16 protein-coding genes, 1 tRNA gene and 1 pseudogene are annotated in these 19233 nt (G+C 71.2%); 5 read left to right on the top strand and 13 right to left on the bottom strand.

The features are described from left to right. Positions 1-131 precede the first annotated feature (131 nt). Positions 132-1013: a LysR substrate-binding domain-containing protein gene (locus R3F55_02565; protein MEZ5666314.1), complete on the top strand. Its 882-nt coding sequence runs from the start codon at positions 132-134 to the stop codon at positions 1011-1013. Positions 1014-1128: 115 nt separating this feature from the next. On the opposite strand, the gene R3F55_02560 is transcribed toward R3F55_02565, so the two are convergent. The 6 genes from R3F55_02560 to R3F55_02535 all read right to left on the bottom strand — a co-directional run bounded on the left by R3F55_02560 (position 1129) and on the right by R3F55_02535 (position 6116). Then, on the bottom strand, positions 1129-2814 hold the full coding sequence (locus R3F55_02560) for a methyl-accepting chemotaxis protein (GenBank protein ID MEZ5666313.1): 1686 nt from the start codon (positions 2812-2814) through the stop codon (positions 1129-1131). 10 nt (positions 2815-2824) lie between these two features. Further along, on the bottom strand, positions 2825-3445 hold the full coding sequence (locus R3F55_02555; protein ID MEZ5666312.1) for a hypothetical protein: 621 nt from the start codon (positions 3443-3445) through the stop codon (positions 2825-2827). 208 nt (positions 3446-3653) lie between these two features. Next, positions 3654-3887, bottom strand: a complete 234-nt coding sequence (locus tag R3F55_02550; GenBank protein MEZ5666311.1) for a hypothetical protein — start codon at positions 3885-3887, stop codon at positions 3654-3656. A gap of 160 nt (positions 3888-4047) precedes the next feature. After that, entirely contained in the window at positions 4048-4548 is a 501-nt protein-coding gene (locus R3F55_02545) for a nuclear transport factor 2 family protein (protein ID MEZ5666310.1), read from the bottom strand. Positions 4549-4755: 207 nt separating this feature from the next. Then, a tRNA-Thr gene (locus R3F55_02540) sits at positions 4756-4830 on the bottom strand. A gap of 125 nt (positions 4831-4955) precedes the next feature. Next, positions 4956-6116 carry an aminotransferase class I/II-fold pyridoxal phosphate-dependent enzyme gene (locus tag R3F55_02535; protein ID MEZ5666309.1) on the bottom strand — a complete coding sequence of 387 codons (1161 nt, stop codon included), beginning with the start codon at positions 6114-6116 and terminating at the stop codon, positions 4956-4958. A 129-nt stretch (positions 6117-6245) separates the two neighbouring features. Between R3F55_02535 and R3F55_02530 the strand changes: the two genes are divergently transcribed. The 3 genes from R3F55_02530 (at position 6246) to R3F55_02520 (ending at position 9079) form a co-directional block, all read left to right on the top strand. After that, positions 6246-7619 carry a M48 family metalloprotease gene (locus R3F55_02530; GenBank protein ID MEZ5666308.1) on the top strand — a complete coding sequence of 458 codons (1374 nt, stop codon included), beginning with the start codon at positions 6246-6248 and terminating at the stop codon, positions 7617-7619. 66 nt (positions 7620-7685) lie between these two features. Continuing rightward, complete coding sequence (locus tag R3F55_02525; GenBank protein MEZ5666307.1) at positions 7686-8324, top strand: LysE family translocator; 639 nt, start codon at positions 7686-7688, stop codon at positions 8322-8324. Positions 8325-8452: 128 nt separating this feature from the next. Then, complete coding sequence (locus R3F55_02520; GenBank protein ID MEZ5666306.1) at positions 8453-9079, top strand: pyridoxamine 5'-phosphate oxidase family protein; 627 nt, start codon at positions 8453-8455, stop codon at positions 9077-9079. Between the two features lie 6 nt (positions 9080-9085). Here R3F55_02520 and R3F55_02515 read toward each other — a convergent pair whose 3' ends face one another. From R3F55_02515 to R3F55_02490, 6 genes and pseudogenes are all read right to left on the bottom strand, one after another. Beyond that, on the bottom strand, positions 9086-9550 hold the full coding sequence (locus R3F55_02515) for a GNAT family N-acetyltransferase (protein MEZ5666305.1): 465 nt from the start codon (positions 9548-9550) through the stop codon (positions 9086-9088). 58 nt (positions 9551-9608) lie between these two features. Beyond that, entirely contained in the window at positions 9609-10973 is a 1365-nt protein-coding gene (locus R3F55_02510; GenBank protein ID MEZ5666304.1) for an NAD(P)(+) transhydrogenase (Re/Si-specific) subunit beta, read from the bottom strand. Between the two features lie 66 nt (positions 10974-11039). Then, positions 11040-11432, bottom strand: a complete 393-nt coding sequence (locus tag R3F55_02505; GenBank protein ID MEZ5666303.1) for a proton-translocating transhydrogenase family protein — start codon at positions 11430-11432, stop codon at positions 11040-11042. A 423-nt stretch (positions 11433-11855) separates the two neighbouring features. Then, positions 11856-13160: pseudogene (locus tag R3F55_02500) on the bottom strand (Re/Si-specific NAD(P)(+) transhydrogenase subunit alpha). 141 nt (positions 13161-13301) lie between these two features. After that, on the bottom strand, positions 13302-15143 hold the full coding sequence (locus R3F55_02495; protein ID MEZ5666302.1) for an ABC transporter ATP-binding protein: 1842 nt from the start codon (positions 15141-15143) through the stop codon (positions 13302-13304). A 318-nt stretch (positions 15144-15461) separates the two neighbouring features. After that, positions 15462-15962, bottom strand: coding sequence for a hypothetical protein (locus R3F55_02490; protein MEZ5666301.1), 501 nt, complete (start codon positions 15960-15962; stop codon positions 15462-15464). 280 nt (positions 15963-16242) lie between these two features. Here R3F55_02490 and R3F55_02485 point away from each other — a divergent pair, with 280 nt between their 5' ends. Next, positions 16243-16419: a hypothetical protein gene (locus R3F55_02485; GenBank protein ID MEZ5666300.1), complete on the top strand. Its 177-nt coding sequence runs from the start codon at positions 16243-16245 to the stop codon at positions 16417-16419. Between the two features lie 355 nt (positions 16420-16774). Here the strand turns inward: R3F55_02485 and R3F55_02480 are convergent, their stop codons facing one another. After that, positions 16775-19219 carry an AAA family ATPase gene (locus tag R3F55_02480; GenBank protein ID MEZ5666299.1) on the bottom strand — a complete coding sequence of 815 codons (2445 nt, stop codon included), beginning with the start codon at positions 19217-19219 and terminating at the stop codon, positions 16775-16777. Positions 19220-19233 lie beyond the last annotated feature (14 nt).

Here is a 19233-nt window from a genome sequence, read left to right as displayed (position 1 = left end):
TCCGGTCGCGGCCGGCCGCTTCTGCTGGGCGAGACAGAAAGCCTAACAGACATATTTTCACTTTTTCGGTATGGTCTAAGACCAAATTCGTATCACAATGCCCGGTGCGCGGGCAGCACGGGGGCGCGCCGGTGGAGTTCAAGCAGGTCCAGACCTTCGTCGCGCTGGCGCGCCACCTGCACTTCGGCCGCACGGCCGAGCAGCTGCGCATCGCCCAGCCGCACGTCAGCCGCCGCATCCGCCAACTCGAGGAGGAGCTGGACGTGGTGCTGTTCGAGCGCGACAAGCGCAACGTGCGGCTGACCAAGGCGGGCGAGGTGTTCCTGGCCGAGGCGCGCACGCTGCTGCGCGACATCGAGCTGGCCAAGACCCACACCAAGGAAAGCGCGCTCGGCCGCCGCGGCAAGCTGGAGGTCAGCCTGGTCGGCGCGGCGATGCTGCGCATCCTGCCGCGGATCCTGACCGAGTTCCGCCGCCGCTATCCCGACGTGCACATGATCTTCCGCGAGCAGGGCTCGGTCGCCCAGCTGGAGGCGCTGGCGCAGGGCGGCACCGACGTGGCCTTCCTGCATTCGCCGATGCGGCCGAATCCGGCCTTCGACCATGTGATGCTGGACGTGGAGCCGCTGATCGCGGTGCTGCCGACCGGCCACCGGCTGGCGAGACGCACCGAGATCGAGCTGGCCGAGCTGGCCGACGACCCCTGGGTGCTGTTCCCGCGCGAGGACAATTCGCCGATCTACGACCGCATCATCGCGGTGTGCGCCCGCGCCGGCTTCTCGCCCAAGGTGGTGCAGGAAGCCGGCCCGGTGCATTCGCGGCTGGGCCTGGTCGCCTCCGGCTTCGGCGTGCACCTGGTCGGCAGCTCGTGGCGGGCGATGCCGTTCCCCGGCGTGGTCTACCTGCCGATCCAGCCATCCGCCACGCTGGGCCTTGCCTGCTACTGGCGCAAGGACGACCCCAATCCGATCCTGCGGCTGTTCGTCGACGTCACCCGCCGCCACCAGATGTAGCGGCGGGCGCCGCGGGTCGAACCGGCCGTCGGAAGGCTGCGTCGCGCCGCCGCCGGCTGCGCATCGGCAGGTCCCGGCGCCGCCAACGCCGGGACCCGCGGCCGTGCGCTCCGCCTCAGGCGGCGCGCACCGCCGTAAGGAACTCGGTGATGCTGGAGCGCATGTGCGAGGCGCGACGGGCGAGCTCCTGCGACACCTTCAGCACCTCCTCCGCCGAGCGGCCGGTCTCGTCGGCGCCCTCGCTGACGCCGGCGATGTTGTTGACCACCTCCTCGGTGCCGGTCGCCGCCATGCCGACGCTCTGCGCGATCTCCTGCGTCGCCGCCGACTGCTGCTCCATCGCCGCGGCGATCGAGGCCGAGGCCTGGTTGACGAACTGGATCGCCTCCGCCACCTGCCCGATCGCGTCGACCGAGACCGTCGTCTGGGTCTGGATCGCCTCGATCTGGGCGCGGATCTCGTCGGTCGCCCGCGCCGTCTGGTTGGCCAGCGCCTTGACCTCGCTCGCCACCACGGCGAAGCCCTTGCCGGCCTCGCCGGCCCGGGCCGCCTCGATGGTCGCGTTGAGCGCCAGCAGGTTGGTCTGCTCGGCGATCTCGGTGATCATCGCGACCACTTGCCCGACCTTGGCGGTGACCAATGCCAGGGTGCCGATCTGCTGCTTGGCCTCGTTGGCCGAGGTGGAGGCCTTGCCGGCGTCGGTGCTGACATTCTGGACCTGACCCGAGATCTCGCGGATCGAGGCCGTCAGCTCCTCCGAGGCGGCGGACACGCTCTGCACGTTGTGGCCGGCCTGCCCGGCGGCATTGGCGACGTTGGACGCACGCATCATCGCGTCCTGGGCCGCGGCCGACATCGACTTCGACGTCGCCTGCATCTCGGTCGCCGCACCGGTCAGGGTGTCGAGCACCTCGTGCGCCTCGCGGTCGAAGTCGCGCGCCAGCGATTCGATGCGGGCCGAACGGTCCAGCTGCAGCTTGCGCTCGGCCTGCTGGGCGGCTTCCAGTTGCTCGGCGCGGCGGCCGTTGTCGCGGAACGCCGCCAGGGCTTCCGTCATCCGGCCGATCTCGTCGCTGCGGTCGACGCCGGGCATGGCCACCGCCCAATCCTTCGCCGCCAGCTTCTCGGTGATGCCGGCAAGCTGCTGCAACGGCGCGCCGACGGTACGGCTGAGCATCCAGCCGATGCCGATCGCACTGCCGATCAGCACCACCGCCGCGACGGCGAGCACGACCAGCGACAGGCCGAGCAGGGCCGATTCGCTGTCGGAGGAATCGGCGACGATCGCCTCGGCGAAGGCCGACAGGCCGGCGAGGGCGTCGGCGATCTCCGCCTGCAGGCCGAGCCGGTCGGGCGAGACCTCCAGCGCGCGGGCGAGGTCGACCGTGGCCGGGGTCAGCATATAGCCGAGCTGGACCGAGGCCAGGTTGTCGATCCAGGCCCGGTTCAGCGCGGCCACATTCGCGGTGCCGTCGACGAACTCTGCCTGGTCGTAGCCCGCCGACCGCAGGTCGGCCATGACCGCGTCGAATGCCTCGACGGCGGCGGCGAACCGGTCCTTGTAGGTCAGGTCGCCGGAGAGAATGAGCGAACGGATCGCCCCTTCGGCCTCGATCTGGGCATCGGCGGCGGCGCCGATCAGGCTCTGCAGCCGCAGCGCCTGCTCGGAATCGGCGTTGGCCGAACGGATCGATTGCAGGTTGAACAGCACCACGGCACAGGCGGTGATGCTGACGGCCAGCAGGATGCCGAAGGCGACGGCGAGCTTGCGGCCGACTCGGAGGTTGTTGAATTTGCGCATCTGTCGGGCCTCAGCTGGCGGCGGCCGCCGTGCGGCGGACAAGCTCTGTCAGGTTGACTTCGAAGGTGGCGGCGCCGATGGCGGCGTCGTCGCGGTCGACCGACACGTTGACCTGCACCACCCAGACGCCGATGTCGTCGCGGAACTCCGGCTCGTCGACGAACACCGACCCAGCGCCGCGGGCGAAGGTCTCCTGCCACTTGGCCTCGTCGCCCTGCCAGAAGTCGGACGACACGTTGCTCTGGCCGACGTTGAGGCCGTGGTCGTCCATGATGAAGATTTCGGAATAGAGGCCGATCGACTGGGCCTGCACCCGGGTGAGGTAGCTCGAGGCCGGGTTCGACAGCACGGCCGAGATCAGCGGCTGTTCGCCCGCCTCGCGCTCGGCGCGCCACTGGCCGTCCAGCGCGTCGATGGTGTCCTGGCCGATGCCGGCGAAGCGGCCGTTCTGCGCCGTCACGGTGAAGCCGACGATCGGCTCGCCGACGATGCGTGCGATGTCGGGCAGGATGTGGGTGTCGACGGCCGCGCGCCAGCCGGGCGGCGGAGCATCGTCGAGCGCCGCGGCCGGGCCGGCCGCGAGCGTTATGGCAATGCCGGCAAGCATCGCAGTCGAGAGCTTCGAAGTCATGGACGTCCTGCAATAAAAAGGCGGCCGGCACGAGCCGACACCCGATTAGCGTTCACGGTGTTTGCAGGACAGTATTTCGAGGCAGCTTGCCTAACTATTAACGCGCCGGCACTGTATTTACGAATCGTTGGTTAAACAACCACCCGCCCGACCGGCGCGCTTCGGGGCGCGGCGGAGTCCGGTTCGGCCGAACGCCGGCGGCGGGCGGTCAGCGCGCCCCGGACAGCATGCGCCAGCCGCGCGTTCCGGCCCGGCCGGCGATCGGCGCCGCGGCAAGCACCTTGCCGGCGAAGGTGGCGGCATAGCGGCCGCACGCGGTGTGCCTGACCAGGCCGAGCTCGGCCAGCCGCGCCAGATCGTCGAAATCCTCCGCCACCGGCAGCGCGCCCGTCGTCACCGAGCGCAGCGACCGCAGCTCCGAAGCAGACAGCCTCTTCCCCATCGCGAGACCCTCCAGCAAACCGTCCGCCGCGGCCCGGGCTCGTCGCACGATCCCGTCGCGGCGCAGATCAAACGGCGGAGGGCCCGCCCCGGTTCCATCGTCGCATCGCGGCGCGGCGGTGCGCCGGCTGCGACGCAGCGCGCCGGCGGCGACGCGGCGCCTATTCGAGCAGGCCGAGCTGGCCGTAGAAGCCGAGGGCGTCGTAGTAGTCGCCCTGATAGGCGATCTTGCCGTCCTCGACCCGGATCAGCGACAGGCCGTGCAGCGTGAACGGCTTGCCGGTGGCCGCGGTGCCGTCGCCCCAGTCGCCGGTGTTGGTGCCGGCGAAGGTCCATTCGAACGCGACCGCATCGGCGTTCACCACCGGCGCGCCGGACATCTGCCACGACGCGTCGGGCACGGCGTTGAGGAAGCTTTCGATGATGTCGGTCTGCGCCGCCTCGCGGCCGCTGACCGGTGCGCCGACCGAGGCGTCGTAATAGGTCACGTCGTCGGCGAAGAAGGCGGCCGCAGCGGCCGCGTCATGCGCGTTCCAGGCGGCGAGATAGCCCTCGACCACCGCCAGCGCGCCGTCCTCGGCCCACGCCGGCGTCGCGGCCAGGCCGCAGGCCAGTGCCGCCGCCCCGAGCGCGGCGCGGCCGAAACCCAAGCCCATCTGCATCGCAACAGCCCTCCCTCGGCACCGCCGGCCGCGCCGGGCGCGCATCGCGCCCGCGTCCCGCAGCCTGGCGAGCGGCCACGATAGCCGCGCCTCGCGCCGCCGCACCACGCCGATTGTCCGCGCCTTGCCATCGGCATTTCCGATGCTGCGGCGACCGGCATTCGCGGTCGCAGCCAAACGCATTGTCGCAGGAGATGGGGGGCTGGATGGTGCCGCCGGCGTGAATTGAACACGCGACCCCACCCTTACCAAGGGTGTGCTCTACCCCTGAGCTACGGCGGCATCCCAGTGCGGTGGCGGGCTATATGGCATGGAGGGCACGCGCATGCAAGCGTGGCCGCCGCCCGCGCTTTATCGCCGACAACGGTGAAGCTTCGGTGAAGGCGCGCCGCGGACGGCGCCGCCGGCTAGCGCGCGCCGCCCCAGGCGGCCAGCCGCTGCACCGCCTGCTCGATGTCGGCGGTCGGTCCGGCAAAGGACATGCGCACGAAGCGGTGGCCGCGCAGCGGGTCGAAGTCGACGCCTGGCGCGATGGCAACGCCGGCCTCGTCGAGCACGCGGGCGCAGAAGCCGAGCGAATCGTCGGTGACGTGGCCGACGTCGGCATAGATGTAGAAGGCGCCGTCGGCCGGGGCCAGCCGGGCGAAGCCGGCGCCGGGCAGGCCGTCGAGCAGGATGCGGCGGTTGCGGGCGTAGCCGGCGACCAGCGCGTCGCACAGGTCGAGGTGGTCGAACACCACCGGCGCGGCCAGCTGCGGCAGGGTCGGCGGCGCGATGTTCAGGTTCTGGGTCAGGCACTCCACCGCGCGCACCATCGCCGCCGGCACCACCATCCAGCCGAGCCGCCAGCCGGTCATCGAGAAGTATTTCGAGAAGGAGTTGACCACGATGGCGTCGTCGGTCAGCGCCAGCGCGGTGGTGGCCGGGGTGCCGTAGGCGATGCCGTGGTAGATCTCGTCGGAGATCAGCCGGGTGCCGTGCGCGGCGCACCAGTCGACCAGCGCGGCCAGCGCCGGACGGTCGAGCATCGCGCCGGCGGGGTTGGACGGGCTGGCGACGACCAGGCCGTCGATGGCGCCGTCCCGCGCCGCCGCATCCAGCATCGCCGGGTTCGGCTGGAACCGGCTTTCGGCGCCGGTCTCCAGCCCGACCACCCGGTGGCCCAGCGTCTTCAGGATGTGGCGATAGGCCGGATAGGCCGGATAGCCGAGCGCGACCCGGTCGCCGGCGTCGAAGGCGGCGAGGAAGGCGAGCAGGAAGGCGCCCGACGAGCCGACCGTCACCACAACCCGGGCCGGGTCGAGGTCGACGCCGTAGAGTTCGCCGTAGAAGCGGGCGATGCGGGCGCGCAGCGGATCGATGCCTAGGGCGAGCGTGTAGCCGAGGCGGTCGTCGTCGAGCGCGCGCTTGGCCGCCTCGCGCACCGGCGCCGGCGCCGGCGTGCCGGGCTGGCCGACCTCCAGGTGCAGCACGTGGCGGCCCGCCGCCTCGCGCGCGGCGGCGGCCTGCATCACGTCCATCACGATGAACGGCGGCACCACGCCGCGCTCTGCGATCTTCAACGCCACTGGACGACGCCTCCGCGCGACCCCACCTCTGCTGCCATCATGCCGCCACTTTCATTGGCCGTGGTGCCGGGTGGGCGGTAACATTCGTCTTGCGCAGCGACGAGGGGGGATCGGCCGGTGATCGGTCGCATGGCGGCACACTTCCTGCGGGCAGGCACGGCGGTGAAACGGACGGCAGCGGCACTGGCCCTTGCCGGCATGCTGGCGCCCGGCGCGACCCTGCCGGCAGCCGCCCAGGGCGGCGTGACGCTGATCCGCGACGCCGAGATCGAACATACCATCCGCGCCTACAGCCGGCCAATCTTCGAGGTGGCCGGCCTGAACCCGGACGCGATCCAGGTCTATCTGATCAACGACAACCGGCTGAACGCCTTCGTCGCCGGCGGCCAGAACATCTTCATCAACACCGGGCTGCTGATGGCGTCGAAGGAGCCGGGCGGCGTGATCGGCGTGATCGCGCACGAGACCGGCCACATCGCCGGCGGCCACCTCGCCCGGCTCGACGCCGCGCTGCGCAACGCCAGCGCCCAGCGCATCGTCGACCTGCTGATCGGCGCGGCGGCGGCGGTGCTGACCGGCAACCCCGGCGTCGGCGGCGCGGTGGCGGTGGGCGGCGAGAGCGGTACCCTGCGCACCCTGCTGGCCTACAACCGGGCGCAGGAATCCTCCGCCGACCAGTCGGCGCTGACCTATCTCGACCGGCTCGGCTGGTCGGCGTCGGGCCTGGCCGAGTTCCTGGAGAAGCTGGAGGACCAGGAGCTGATCGGCGCGCAGTACCAGGACCCCTATCTGCGCAGCCACCCGATCACCCGCGACCGGGTGCAGTTCACCCGCAACCATGTCGACGGCTCGCCCTACAGCGCGACGCGCTTCCCCGACGCGTTCTACGAGATGCACGCGCGCATGCGCGCCAAGCTGGTCGGCTTCACCCTCGGCCTCGGCGCGACGCTGCAGCAATATCCTGAGAGCGACACCACCCTGCCGGCGCGCTATGCCCGCGCCATCGCCCACTACCGCCGCGGCGACCTGGGCCAGGCGCTGCCGCTGATCGACGGGCTGCTGGCGGAGCGGCCGAACGACCCCTATTTCCTCGAGCTGAAAGGCCAGATGCTGTTCGAGAACGGCCGCATCGCCGAGGCGATCGCGCCGCTGCGCCAGGCCGTTTCGCTGGCGCCGGACGCCGGGCCGATCAAGCTGCTCTGCGCGCATGCGCTGCTGGAGCTGGGCGACGCTGCGGTGCTGCCGGAGGTGGTCGCGATGCTGAACGGTGCGCTGCGGTCGGAGCCGAACGACAGCGCGCTGTGGCATTTCCTCGGCATCGCCTACGGCCGCCAGGGCGACCTCGGCAACGCCGCGCTGGCCCAGGCCGAGGCCTATTTCCACGCCGGCAACTTCGCCGACGCGCGCCAGCAGGCGATGCGGGCGCAGCAGAACATGGCCACCGGCACGCCCGGCTGGCTGCGGGCGGAAGACATCCTCAGCGCCGCGCACGACGACGATTGAACCGCCGCGCCGGCGCTGCTATGCGGACGCCGCCGCGGCCGACGGGCCGCCCGCGCCGGACCCGAAATGACCCTGCCGCCCGAGACCTGGCTTGCCTTCGCCGCCGCCTCCGCCGTGGTGATCACCGCGCCGGGACCGGACATGTTGCTGGTGATCATGCGCGCACTCCGGGACGGCCGGCTGGCCGGAGTCGTCGCCGCCGGCGGGATCGTCAGCGGGCTGGTGGTGCACGCCGCCGCCGCCGTGCTTGGCCTGTCCAGCCTGTTCGCCCACGCGCCGCTGGCCTACGACGCGATCCGCTATGCCGGCATCGCCTACCTGCTGTGGCTGGCCTGGCGTGCGCTGCGCGACCGCGGCGCGCACCGGCCTGTCGCCGGCACGGCGGGGCCGGCGCCGCCGCCGCGGCTGGGCGCGGTCTATCGCCAGGCGGTGCTGACCAACATCCTGAACCCGAAGATCGCGGTGTTCTTCATCGCCTTCCTGCCGCCGTTCGTGCCGAGCGGTACCGCCGCCTATGCCGAGACCGTCGCGCTGCTCTCCGCCGCCTTCATCGCCGCCGGCGGGCTGTTCCTGCTGGCGGTGGCGCTGCTCGCCGCCCGCTTGCGCCGGCCGCTGAGCCGGTTGCCCGGCCTCGCCGTCGCCCAGCGCTATCTGGTCGCCTCCACCTTCGCGGCGATGGCGGCCTGGCTCGCCGCCCAGCGCTGAGCGGCCGCCGCGGCGATTATTGCATGCACTGAAATAATGTCTTGACCGGACGGCCTATTCCTATCGCCGGCTGAAACGGCGATATCCCCGACGCGGGCCGCATTCCGCGGCCCGGCAGGGAGGTTCCGATGGCCCGCGCCTTCGCCGAGATCGCCTTCACCCCCGCCGTGCTGGCGGCGCAGCGGCGGATGGGCTCCGCCGACCAGTATGCCGCGTTCCTGCAGCCGGACCTGGACGAGGCCAGCCTGCTGACCGAACGCGAGGCCGCCTTCATCGCGGCGCGCGACGGCTTCTTCCAGGCCACCGTGTCGTCCGACGGCTGGCCCTATGTGCAGTTCCGCGGCGGGCCGGCCGGATTCCTGAAGGCGATCGACGCCCGCACGCTGGCCTATGCCGATTTCCGCGGCAACCGCCAGTATCTCAGCGTCGGCAACCTGGCCGGCAACGACCGCATCGCGCTGATCCTGGTCGACCAGCGCGCCCGCCGCCGGCTGAAGATCTGGGGCCGTGCCCGGCTGGTCGAAGCGGCGGACGACCCGGCGCTGGTGGCGCGGCTGCACGACCCCGACTATCGCGCCCGGCCGGAGCGCGCGGTGGTGATCGACGTCGCCGCCTTCGACTGGAACTGCCCGCAGCACATCGTGCCGCGGCTGACGCTGGCCGAGATCGAGGCGGAGATCGCACCGCTGCGCGCCGAACTGGACCGGCTGCGGGCCGAGAACGCACGCCTGCGCGCCGCACCGCTGCCGGCCTGAGCGGCGCTACAGCACCAGCACCATGTCCTGCGAGGTCGGGGTGTCGAAGCCGGGGTGGCACTGCACGCCGGTCCGGACGAAGCCGAGGCCGGCGAACAGGGCGATGTTCTCGACCAGCGCCAGCCGGACGCCCAGCGTCACCCGGGCGAAGCCGGCGGCACGCGCGTGGTCGGCCAGCGCCGTCACCAGCCGCGCGCCGATGCCGCGGCCCTGCCAGGCCGGGTCGACGGCCAGCTTGCCGAGATAGAGGTCGGAGCCCTGCGGGGTGCCGAACACGCAGCCGGCGAGCGTGCCGTCCGCCGCCGTCGCCAGCAGCAGCGTGCCGGCCTCCGCTATCGCGCGCAGGCTGTCGGCCGTCGCGCGCATCGCCGACGACGGCGGGTCGATGCGGCCGACATGCGCGGCGAAGGCGCGCCGCACCAGGGCGAGCAGGTCGGGATAGCGGTCGAACCCGGCCGGCGCCGGCGCGATGGCGACCGGCGGCGCGGCGGGCGGTTCGGCGGCGGGCTCGCCCAGCGGCGTGCGTCCGCTATTCCATCGCCTTGACGATATCCTCGACCATCTTCTTGGCGTCGGCGAACAGCATCATGGTGTTGTCGCGGTAGAACAGCGGGTTGTCGACGCCGGCATAGCCCGAGGCCAGCGACCGCTTGATGAACAGCACCGTCTTCGCCCGCTCGACGTCCAGCACCGGCATGCCGAAGATCGGGCTCGACGGGTCGGTCTTGGCGGCCGGGTTGGTCACGTCGTTGGCGCCGATGACGAAGGCGACGTCGGTCTGCGGGAAGTCGCGGTTGATGTCCTCCAGCTCGAACACCTCGTCATAGGGCACGTTGGCCTCGGCCAGCAGCACGTTCATGTGGCCGGGCATGCGGCCGGCGACAGGGTGGATGGCGTAGGAGACCTTGACGCCTTCCTTCTTCAGGATGTCGGCCATCTCGCGCAGCGCGTGCTGGGCCTGGGCCACCGCCATGCCGTAGCCGGGCACGATCACCACCGAGGCCGCGTTCTGCATCAGGAAGGCCGCATCCTCGGCGCTGCCCTGCTTGACCGTGCGGTCCTCGATGCCGGCCACCGCCGCCGCGGTCTCGCCGCCGAAGCCGCCGAGGATGACGTTGAAGAACGACCGGTTCATCCCCTTGCACATGATGTAGCTGAGGATGGCGCCGGACGAGCCGACCAGCGCGCCGGTGATGATCAGCAGCGAGTTGCCGAGGGTGAAGCCGATGCCGCAGGCTGCCCAGCCGGAATAGCTGTTCAGCATCGAGATCACCACCGGCATGTCGGCACCGCCGATCGGCACGATCATCAGCACGCCCAGCGCGAAAGCCAGCAGGATGATCAGCCACAGCAGGATCCCCGGCTCCCAGATCGCGAAGAGCACGACCAGCAGGATCAGAAGCAGGCCGAGGCCGAGGTTGACCATGTGCTGGAGCGGGAACACCAGCGGCTTGCCGGAGATGATGCCCTGCAGCTTGCCGAAGGCGATGATCGAGCCGGTGAAGGTGAAGGCGCCGACGGCGGCGCCGATCGACATCTCGACCAGGCTGAGGCCGGCAATGTTGCCGTCGCTGCCGATGCCGAACTCCTCCGGCGAGTAGAACGCCGCCAGCGCGACGAACACGGCGGCGAGGCCGACCAGGCTGTGGAATGCGGCCACCAGCTGCGGCAGCGCGGTCATCTGGATCTTGTTGGCGATGACGTAGCCGATGCCGCCGCCGATGGCGATGCCCGGAACGATCCACCACAGATTGTGCACGTGCGGGCCGAACACCGTGGTCAACACGGCGATGGTCATGCCGGCCATGCCGTAGATGTTGCCCTTGCGCGCGCTTTCCGGCGACGACAGGCCGCGCAGCGCCATGATGAAGCAGATCGCGGCGATCAGGTACATGAGGGCGGAGAAGGTATCGACGGCCACAGGCCCCTCCTTGACGACGGCTGCGCTGGGGTGCGCCGGCTAGCGGGCTTTCTTCTTGAACATCGCCAGCATCCTGCGGGTGACCAGGAAGCCGCCGAAGATGTTGACCGACGCCAGCACGACGGCAAGGAAGCCGAAAACCGTGGAGATGCTGTCGGTCGCGGTGCCGGCGGCGATCAGCGCGCCGACGATGATCACCGACGAGATCGCGTTGGTCACCGCCATCAACGGCGAGTGCAGCGCCGGGGTGACGTGCCAGACCACGTAATAGCCGACGAACACCGCCAGCACGAACACGGCCAGCAGCGACAGGAAGGCGCTGCCGTGGGCGGATTCGACGATCGACGCGATGGTCGACCCGTCCATCGGCGGCGTGGCGGTCGCGGCCGCGACCGCGTCGCCGCCCTGTCCGGCCTGCGCCGCACCGTCCATCAAGCCCTGTGCCGCATCGCGCGCCTGGTCCAGCAGCGTGGCGCTGCCGTCGCCCGCCGCACCAGCCGCCGCGGCGTCCGCACCCTGGGCGGCATCGGCACCGGTGGCGGCGTCCGCGGCGCCGTCGGGCGCCTGCTGGTCGGTCTGCGGTGTGTCATCCATCGCTCAACCCTCGTTCTTGGCGCCGTCGGCGCCGTCGGGCTTGGGGGCGTCCGGTGCCGGCGCGGCGGGCTTGTCCGCAGCCGGCCTGGTCTCGGTCGCCTTGGCCTCAGCCGCTTTGGCCTCAGCCGCTTTGGCCTCAGCCGCTTTCGGGGCGCCCTGCTTCTTCGCCGCGGGCTTGCGTGCCGCCGGTTTCTTTGCAGGCGGCTTGGCCGCCGCGCTCGCCGGCTTGGCCGAAGCGGCCTTGGCGGCGGCGGGCGCCTTCTTCGGCCTGGCGGCGGGCTTCGCCTTGGCGGCCGCGGCGGCGCCGTTGCTCTGCGCCGGCGCCTTGTCCTCGGCCTTGGCTTCGGACTTCGCCTCGGCAGCCGCCGGCTTCTCGGCCTTGGCCGCCTTCACCGGCGCCGACGGCTTCGCCTGCGGCGCGAAGGCCGCGTGCACCACCGCGCCGTCGTCGGTCAGGCAGGTGGCGGCCACGATCTGCTCCTCGTGGTTGATCACCACCGCCTTCTTGTCCTTGTCGATCAGCGGCGTCAGGAAATTCAGCAGGTTGCGGGCATAGAGCGCGCTGGTGTCGCTGGGCAGCCGCGCCGGCATGTTGCGGTGGCCGACGATCAGCACGCCGTTGGCCGTGGTCACCACCTCGCCCGGCTTCGAGCCCTCGACGTTGCCGCCCTGCTCGACGGCGAGGTCGACGATCACCGCGCCCGGCTTCATCTCCGCCACCATGTCGGCGGTGATCAGCACCGGCGCCCGGCGGCCGGGGATCAGCGCGGTGGTGATCGCCACGTCCTGCTTCTTCAGGGTCTCGCGCACCAGCGCCGCCTGCTGGCGCTTGTAGTCGTCCGACATTTCCTTGGCGTAGCCGCCGGCGGTCTCGGCCTGCCGGGTCTCCTCGTTCTCGACCATGACGAAGGTGCCGCCCAGGCTCTGCACCTGCTCCTTCGCCGCCGGGCGCACGTCGGTGGCGGAGACCACGGCGCCGAGCCGCTTGGCGGTGGCGATCGCCTGCAGGCCGGCGACGCCGGCGCCGAGCACGAACACGCGCGCCGGCGCGACCGTGCCGGCCGCGGTCATCATCAGCGGGAACGCCTTGGACAGGTTCGCCGCCTCCAGCACCGCCTTGTAGCCGGCCAGGTTGGCCTGCGACGACAGCACGTCCATCGACTGGGCGCGGGTGATGCGCGGCAGCAGCTCCAGCGAGAAGGCGGTGACGCCGGCCTTGGCATAGTCGGCCAGCCGGCCCGGGTTGGCGTGCGGGTCGAGCAGGCCGACCAGCACCGCGCCCGACTTGACCGGCGCCAGCTCGTCCTCCGCCGCGCCGTCCTCGCCCTTGGCCAGCGGCGCGCGGACCTTCAGCACCACGTCGGCACCGGCCGCCGCCTCCTTCGCGGTCTTCGCCACGGCGGCGCCGGCCTCGGCATAGGCCGCGTCGGTCATGCCGGCGGCCGCGCCGGCCCCGGCCTCGACCGCGACCTCGGCGCCCAGCGCGACGAACTTCTTCACCGTTTCCGGCGAGGCGGCGACGCGGCGCTCGTCGGCGCGGCGTTCCTTCAAGACGGCAATTTTCATGGCACGCGATCAGCTGGGGTGGCTTCGGGGGTGTCGAGCCCTAGCAATGCCAGGGCCGCACCATTTTGCAAGTCCAATCGTGCCGAAAGGTTCCCCGCGCCGTACGCATACGCACCGGAAAAACGCCGGCCCGCCGACGCCTCAGGCGGCCGAATCGCGCGCGATGAAACCGCCCGACTGCCGCGACCAGAGCTGGGCGTAGAGCCCGCCCTGGCGCAGCAGCGCGTCGTGGCTGCCGTCCTCGACGATGCGGCCTTTGTCCATCACCACCAGCCGGTCCATCGCCGCGATGGTCGACAGCCGGTGTGCGATCGCGATCACCGTCTTGCCGGCCATCAGGGCGTAGAGCTGCTCCTGGATCGCCGCCTCGACCTCGGAATCCAGCGCCGATGTCGCCTCGTCCAGGATCAGGATCGGCGCGTTCTTCAGCAGCACCCGCGCAATGGCGATGCGCTGGCGCTGGCCGCCGCTGAGCTTGACCCCGCGCTCGCCGACCTCGGCCGCATAGCCGGTGCGGCCCTTGCTGTCGACCAGGTCGGGGATGAAGCCGTCGGCCTGCGCCTTGGCCGCCGCCGCGACGATGGCGTCCTGGTCGGCGGCCAGCAGGCCGTAGCCGATGTTGTCGGCGATGGACCGGTGCAGCAGCGAGGTGTCCTGCGACACCATGCCGATCTGGGCGCGCAGGCTGTCCTGGGTCACCGCCGCGATGTCCTGGCCGTCGATCAGGATGCGGCCGCCCTCCAGGTCGTGGAAGCGCAGCAGCAGGTTGACCAGGGTCGACTTGCCGGCGCCGGAGCGGCCGACCACGCCGACCTTCTCGCCCGGCGCGATCGCCAGCGACAGGTCGTCGATGACGCCGCCGTCCTTGCCGTAGTGGAAGCGGATGTGCTCGTAGCGGATCGCGCCGCGGTCGACCGCCAGCGGCGCAGCGTCCGGCCGGTCGACCACGCCCAGCGCCGGCGTGATCGAGGTCATGCCGTCCTGCACCGTGCCGATCGCCTCGAAGATGCCGGTCACCACCCACATGATCCAGCCGCTGAGGTTGTTGATGCGGATGACCAGCCCGGTGGCCAGCGCGATCGCACCCAGCGACACGCCGCCGTCGGCCCACAGCCACAGCGCCAGCCCGGCGGTGCCGACGATCAGCACGCCGTTGATCGACCACAGCGCGAACTGCATCGCGGTGATCGCCCACATCTGGCGCTGCAGCTTGGCGGTGTGGTCGCGGATGCCCTCGCGGCCGTACTCGTCCTCGCGGTCGGTGTGCGAGAACAGCTTGACCGTCGCCATGTTGGTGTAGCTGTCGACGATGCGGCCCATCAGCGACGACCGCGCCTCGGACTGGGTCTGCGAGCGCGCGCGGATGCGCGGCACGAAATAGATGAGCTTGACGACGTAGAGCACGATCCACACCAGCAGCGGGATCACCAGCGGCGGGTCGATCTGGAAGAACAGCACCATCGCCGCGACCGCGTAGACGATCACGAACCACAGCGCGTTGGTGATCTCCACCACCGACTCGCGGATCGAGGCGGCGGTCTGCATCACCCGGTTGGCGATGCGCCCGGCGAAGTCGTTCTGGAAGAAGCCCATCGACTGGCGCAGCACATAGCGATGGGTCTGCCAGCGGGCCCGCGCGTTGAGGTTGGGCGCCACCACCTGGTTGATGGTCATGGCGTGCAGGCCGAACACCACCGGCCGCGCGATCAGCGCGACGAAGCCCATCCAAAGCAGCGTGTCGCCATGCGTGTCCCACAGGGTGCGGCCGTCGCCGGCCGCCTCCAGCAGGTCGACCAGCTCGCCGACGAAGGCGAACAGCGCCACCTCGATCAGCGCGCCGGCCAGGCCCAGCACCAGGATGGCGGCGAAGCCCAGCTTGAACTGGCGCACGAACGCCCAGTAGAAGCGAAACAGACCGGTGGGCGGCCGCAGGATCGGGCCGTCGGGAACGGGTTCGTAGAGGGATTCAATCCAGCGCAACATCGCTTCGCCTCGGCCACGGATCGGAACGTCTCGGAAAGGGCCCGTGCGGGCCCGGTCGGGTGACGCGTGGCTGGACGAAGGGCCGGCGCAAGGGCCGCTCCTCCGGTCGATTCTGCCAGACGCCACCGCTCAGGTGCGTCGCATATCCACCGTGAAGGGCCCTCCCTGTCGTTGCTTGGCTGCGTCGTTGCTTGGGCGCAATGCGCCGCGGGGCGCACCCGTGCCCGACCGACTCCGGCGGCCGGACGGGGAGCGCCCTTCTACGGCAAATCGGAACGAAAGGAAACCGCGTTGTTCCGGCCGCCCGGCCGGCGCGGCCTACGGCATCGGGCGGATATCCCCGGTCAGCGCGCTGACGGCAAAGCGGCTGACCAGGGAATCGTCCTGGGTCACGATCTCGACCACGATGATGCCGCCGTCCTGTTCCTCGACCCGGCCGACCTTCAGGTTCGGGTTCATCATCCAGGCGACCCGGAAGCCCATGATCGAGCGCACGTCGTCGACGCTCAGCGCCCGCGGCAGCACGCTGAGCCGGCCCCAGCCCTGCGGACCCATGCCGGGCGCGATCATGCCGTTGCTCATCATCGGGCCGCCCCAGCCCTGCGGCCCCCAGCCGCCCGGCGACCAGCCGCCTGGGCCCCAGCCCATCCCGCTCGGGCCCTGCATGCCGCCCGGGCCCCAGCCCTGGGCCATCATGCCGGGCCCGGTCATGTCGAAGCACGGCGTGCCGTGCATCATGCCCCACCAGCCGCGCCCGTCGTCGTCCTGGGCCAGGGCCGAGCCGGCAGCCAGCGCAAGCAGGCCTGCGGCCGCGGCCATCCCCCGAATTCGCCGTCCCGTTCGCATGCGAGGCCCCCTTTTCCCTGCGGCCGGCACCAAACCGGCCTCAAGGATGCAGCTTCGGCCGATTGCGCCCGGGCGCCTTGACCTCTGTCAAAATGCAGGCCGCCGCGGGCGGGGGACCGGATCGCAATCGCGTGACCGCGGCCGCCAAAGCGTTGCCGCCGTCGCGACCGGAAGCTACGCTCGGATCAACCATCAATCTCCGGGGCCGAACCCCAGGGCCTGCGATCCGTGTTCGACAGAGGAGATTCTTCAGATGCGTGCAATCCGCACCCTTGGCACCGCGGCCGCGGTGCTGGCCCTCGGCGCCTCGGCCGCGCTGGCCTGCGGCGGCGCCACCGCCTCGCTCAGCACCGAGCGCCCGGTGGTGGTGGCCACCGGCCCGCAGACCGTGACCCCGCAGACGCCGCTGATCGTGGTGCCGAAGGACTGACGGCGCGGCCGGAAACGGTTAGAGCACCGGAAAGGGCGTCGCGCAGGCGGCGCCCTTTCGCTTTGTCCGGCCTCAGGTGAAGGCGGCGAGCGTGATCACGGTCGCGGCGCAGGCGGCCAGCCCGAGCGCGAAAGACAGCGTCAGCGTGAAGACGGCGTTCATGGCTATGCCTCCCTGCCTGCGGTCGCCCATAACCGGTAGGTCGCGGCGCCGGCGCCTCCGGTTCATTCCGGGGCCCGGCGCGGCCATGCCACCAGATAGGCGCAGGAAGAAGGCGAGGGTGTGACTGGAGTCACCGGTCGGTCGCGAGGCGCGAAGCCGTGGGCGGGTGCAATCGCTCCGGTAGCTCGCCGGCTCAGCCCTCCCCCCGCATCGCGCGGCCGAACTCCTTTGCCGCCGCGGCCAGCTCGGCCAGGCGCGCGGCGACCTTGGCGTTGATGCTGCCGGGCGGATAGGCGCCGCTGTCGTCGGCCGCGCCGGCCTCGACGCCGGTCAGCAGCGCGATGCCCTGGTCGATGGTCTCCACCGGCCAGACGTGGAAGCGGCCGGCGCCGATGGCGGCGACCACGTCCTCGCGCAGCATCAGGTGGCGCGCGTTGGACGCCGGGATCAGCACCCCCTGCGCGCCGGTCAGCCCGTCGGCCTCGCAGGCCTCGAAGAAGCCTTCGATCTTCTCGTTGACCCCGCCGATCGCCTGCACCTGGCCGAACTGGTTGACCGAGCCGGTGACCGCCTTGCCCTGGTCGATCGCCACGCCGGACAGCGCCGACAGCAGCGCGTACAGCTCGGTCGACGAGGCGCTGTCGCCGTCGACCGGGCCGTAGGACTGCTCGAACACCAGGGTGGCCGACAGCGCCAGCGGCTGGTTCGGCGTGTACTTGGCGCCGAGATAGCCGGACAGGATCATCACGCCCTTGGTGTGCAAAGGCCCGCCCAGCTCGACCTGTCGCTCGATGTCGACCACCTCGCCCTTGCCGAGGCGGACTCGGGCGGAGATGCGGTTGGGCTTGCCGAACAGGAAGCCGCCGGCGTCGAGCACGGCCAGCCCGTTGACCTGGCCGACCTTGGCGCCGCTGGTGTCGATCAGCACGGTGCCGTCGTCGATGCGCTCCTGCAGCAGTTCGCGCGGGCGGTCGATGCGCCGGATCATCGCGTCGATCGCCGCATCGACGTCGTCGCGCTCGATCACCGCATGCTCGGCGCGGCCGGCGACGTGGTCGGCCTCGGTCAGCACGTCGAGGATGGAGCGCATGTGGGTGCTGAGCTTGCCCTGGTCGCCGGCCAGCCGCGAGGCGTGCTCGATGATGCGGCAGACCGCGTCGCAGTTCAGGCTCTTCATCTGGTGGCGGCGGGCCATCTGGCCGATGGCGCGGCCGAAGGCGTTCTCGGTGGCGGAGTCGCGGTCCATGGTCTCGGCGAAGTCGACCGCCACCTTGAACAGCTCGGCGAACTCGGCGTCATAGGCCTGCAGCAGGCTGTAGATCATGCGGTCGCCGAACAGCACCACCTTGACGTCCAGCGCCACCGGCTGCGGCTGCAGCGTCTGGGTGTACATCACCGCGGCGTGCGCGCCCGGCTGCTCGATCGGGATCTCGCCGCTGGTCAGCGCCCGCTTCAGCTCCTGCCAGGCGAACGGCTCCATCAGCAGCTTGCGCGCGTCGACCAGCAGGTAGCCGCCGTTGGCCCGGTGCAGGTCGCCGCGCTTGATCAGCATGTGATCGGTAACCAGCGTGCCGAACTGGGCGACATGCTCGATCCGGCCCATCAGGTTGCCGTGCGAGGGGAAGTCGCATTCGATCACCGGCGCGCCGCGGGCGTGGCCCTGCTCGATCAGCACGTTGACGGCATAGCGGCGCAGGAAGCCGGCGGCGGCCGCGGCCTGGTCGCCGGCGGGCTGGCCCTGGGCGGCCGCCTGCACCTGCGCCTGCCCCGGCTCGGTCGCGGTCAGCGCGTTGAGCACGGCCTGGGCGTTCTCGATCACGTCGCGTTCGACCGAGGCGAGGTGCGAGACCACCGCCGGCAGCGCGCCGAACATCTCGCGCAGGTCGGCCATCACCGGCGACACCGCGTTGGCCACCGTCTCGCGGTTCAGCTTGCGCAGCGCCTCGCGCAGGTCGCGCTCGGTCTTGTGGCTCTCGCGCATCGCCTCGCGCATGCGGTCGGTCATCGCCTCCATCGCCTGTTCCAGCGCGGCGCGCGCCTCTTCCGGCAGCGCCCGGAAGGCGTCGGGCTCCATCGGCTTGCCGTCCTGCGCCGGCAGGAAGGCCAGGCCGGACGGCGTGCGCGTCAGCAGCAGCCCGCGCTGCTCCGCCTCGCCGGCCAGCATCTTCAGCATGCCCTCCTGCTGCTGCTTCATCGTCGCCTCGAGCCGGGCGACCTGCTGGCGATAGGCCTCGCCCTCGAACGCGGCCGGGATCGCGGCGCGCAGGTCCTCGATCATCTCCTCCAGCTCGCGGCGCAGCGTCTGGCCCTGGCCCGGCGGCAGCGCCAGCGCATGCGGCCGGTTCGGCTCGGCGAAGTTGTGGACGTAGACCCAGTCCTTCGGCGCCGGCCGGCCGCGCGCCTCGCCGCGCAGGAAGCGGCCGATCAGGGTGGCGCGGCCGGAGCCGTCGCGGCCCATGACGAACATGTTGTAGCCGGGCCGGTCGATGGCGATGCCGAAGCCGACCGATTCCTCCGCCCGCGGCTGGCCGATGAAGTCGTCGCCCTCCGGCAGGTCGGCCGTGGTCTCGAACGACAGGCAGTCGGGCATGCAGCGGCGATAGACCTTGTCGGCCGGCAGGCCTGATGGCGTGGCCATGGGTTTGCGTCCCT

The organism is Alphaproteobacteria bacterium, assembly GCA_041396705.1.
GTDB lineage: Bacteria > Pseudomonadota > Alphaproteobacteria > CALKHQ01 > CALKHQ01 > CALKHQ01.
This window is presented reverse-complemented; position numbering and strand designations above follow the sequence as displayed.

Excerpts from the sequence above, each read along its gene's own strand:
- R3F55_02550 (MEZ5666311.1), bottom strand. The coding sequence starts at position 3,887 with ATGGGGAAGAGGCTGTCTGCTTCGGAGCTGCGGTCGCTGCGCTCGGTG.
- R3F55_02555 (MEZ5666312.1), bottom strand. The coding sequence starts at position 3,445 with ATGACTTCGAAGCTCTCGACTGCGATGCTTGCCGGCATTGCCATAACG.
- R3F55_02490 (MEZ5666301.1), bottom strand. The coding sequence starts at position 15,962 with ATGGCCGCGGCCGCAGGCCTGCTTGCGCTGGCTGCCGGCTCGGCCCTG.
- R3F55_02545 (MEZ5666310.1), bottom strand. The coding sequence starts at position 4,548 with ATGCAGATGGGCTTGGGTTTCGGCCGCGCCGCGCTCGGGGCGGCGGCA.
- R3F55_02530 (MEZ5666308.1), top strand. The coding sequence starts at position 6,246 with ATGGCGGCACACTTCCTGCGGGCAGGCACGGCGGTGAAACGGACGGCA.
- R3F55_02495 (MEZ5666302.1), bottom strand. The coding sequence starts at position 15,143 with ATGTTGCGCTGGATTGAATCCCTCTACGAACCCGTTCCCGACGGCCCG.
- R3F55_02485 (MEZ5666300.1), top strand. The coding sequence starts at position 16,243 with ATGCGTGCAATCCGCACCCTTGGCACCGCGGCCGCGGTGCTGGCCCTC.
- R3F55_02505 (MEZ5666303.1), bottom strand. The coding sequence starts at position 11,432 with ATGGACGGTGCGGCGCAGGCCGGACAGGGCGGCGACGCGGTCGCGGCC.
- R3F55_02520 (MEZ5666306.1), top strand. The coding sequence starts at position 8,453 with ATGGCCCGCGCCTTCGCCGAGATCGCCTTCACCCCCGCCGTGCTGGCG.
- R3F55_02480 (MEZ5666299.1), bottom strand. The coding sequence starts at position 19,219 with ATGGCCACGCCATCAGGCCTGCCGGCCGACAAGGTCTATCGCCGCTGC.
- R3F55_02560 (MEZ5666313.1), bottom strand. The coding sequence starts at position 2,814 with ATGCGCAAATTCAACAACCTCCGAGTCGGCCGCAAGCTCGCCGTCGCC.
- R3F55_02510 (MEZ5666304.1), bottom strand. The coding sequence starts at position 10,973 with ATGTACCTGATCGCCGCGATCTGCTTCATCATGGCGCTGCGCGGCCTG.
- R3F55_02525 (MEZ5666307.1), top strand. The coding sequence starts at position 7,686 with ATGACCCTGCCGCCCGAGACCTGGCTTGCCTTCGCCGCCGCCTCCGCC.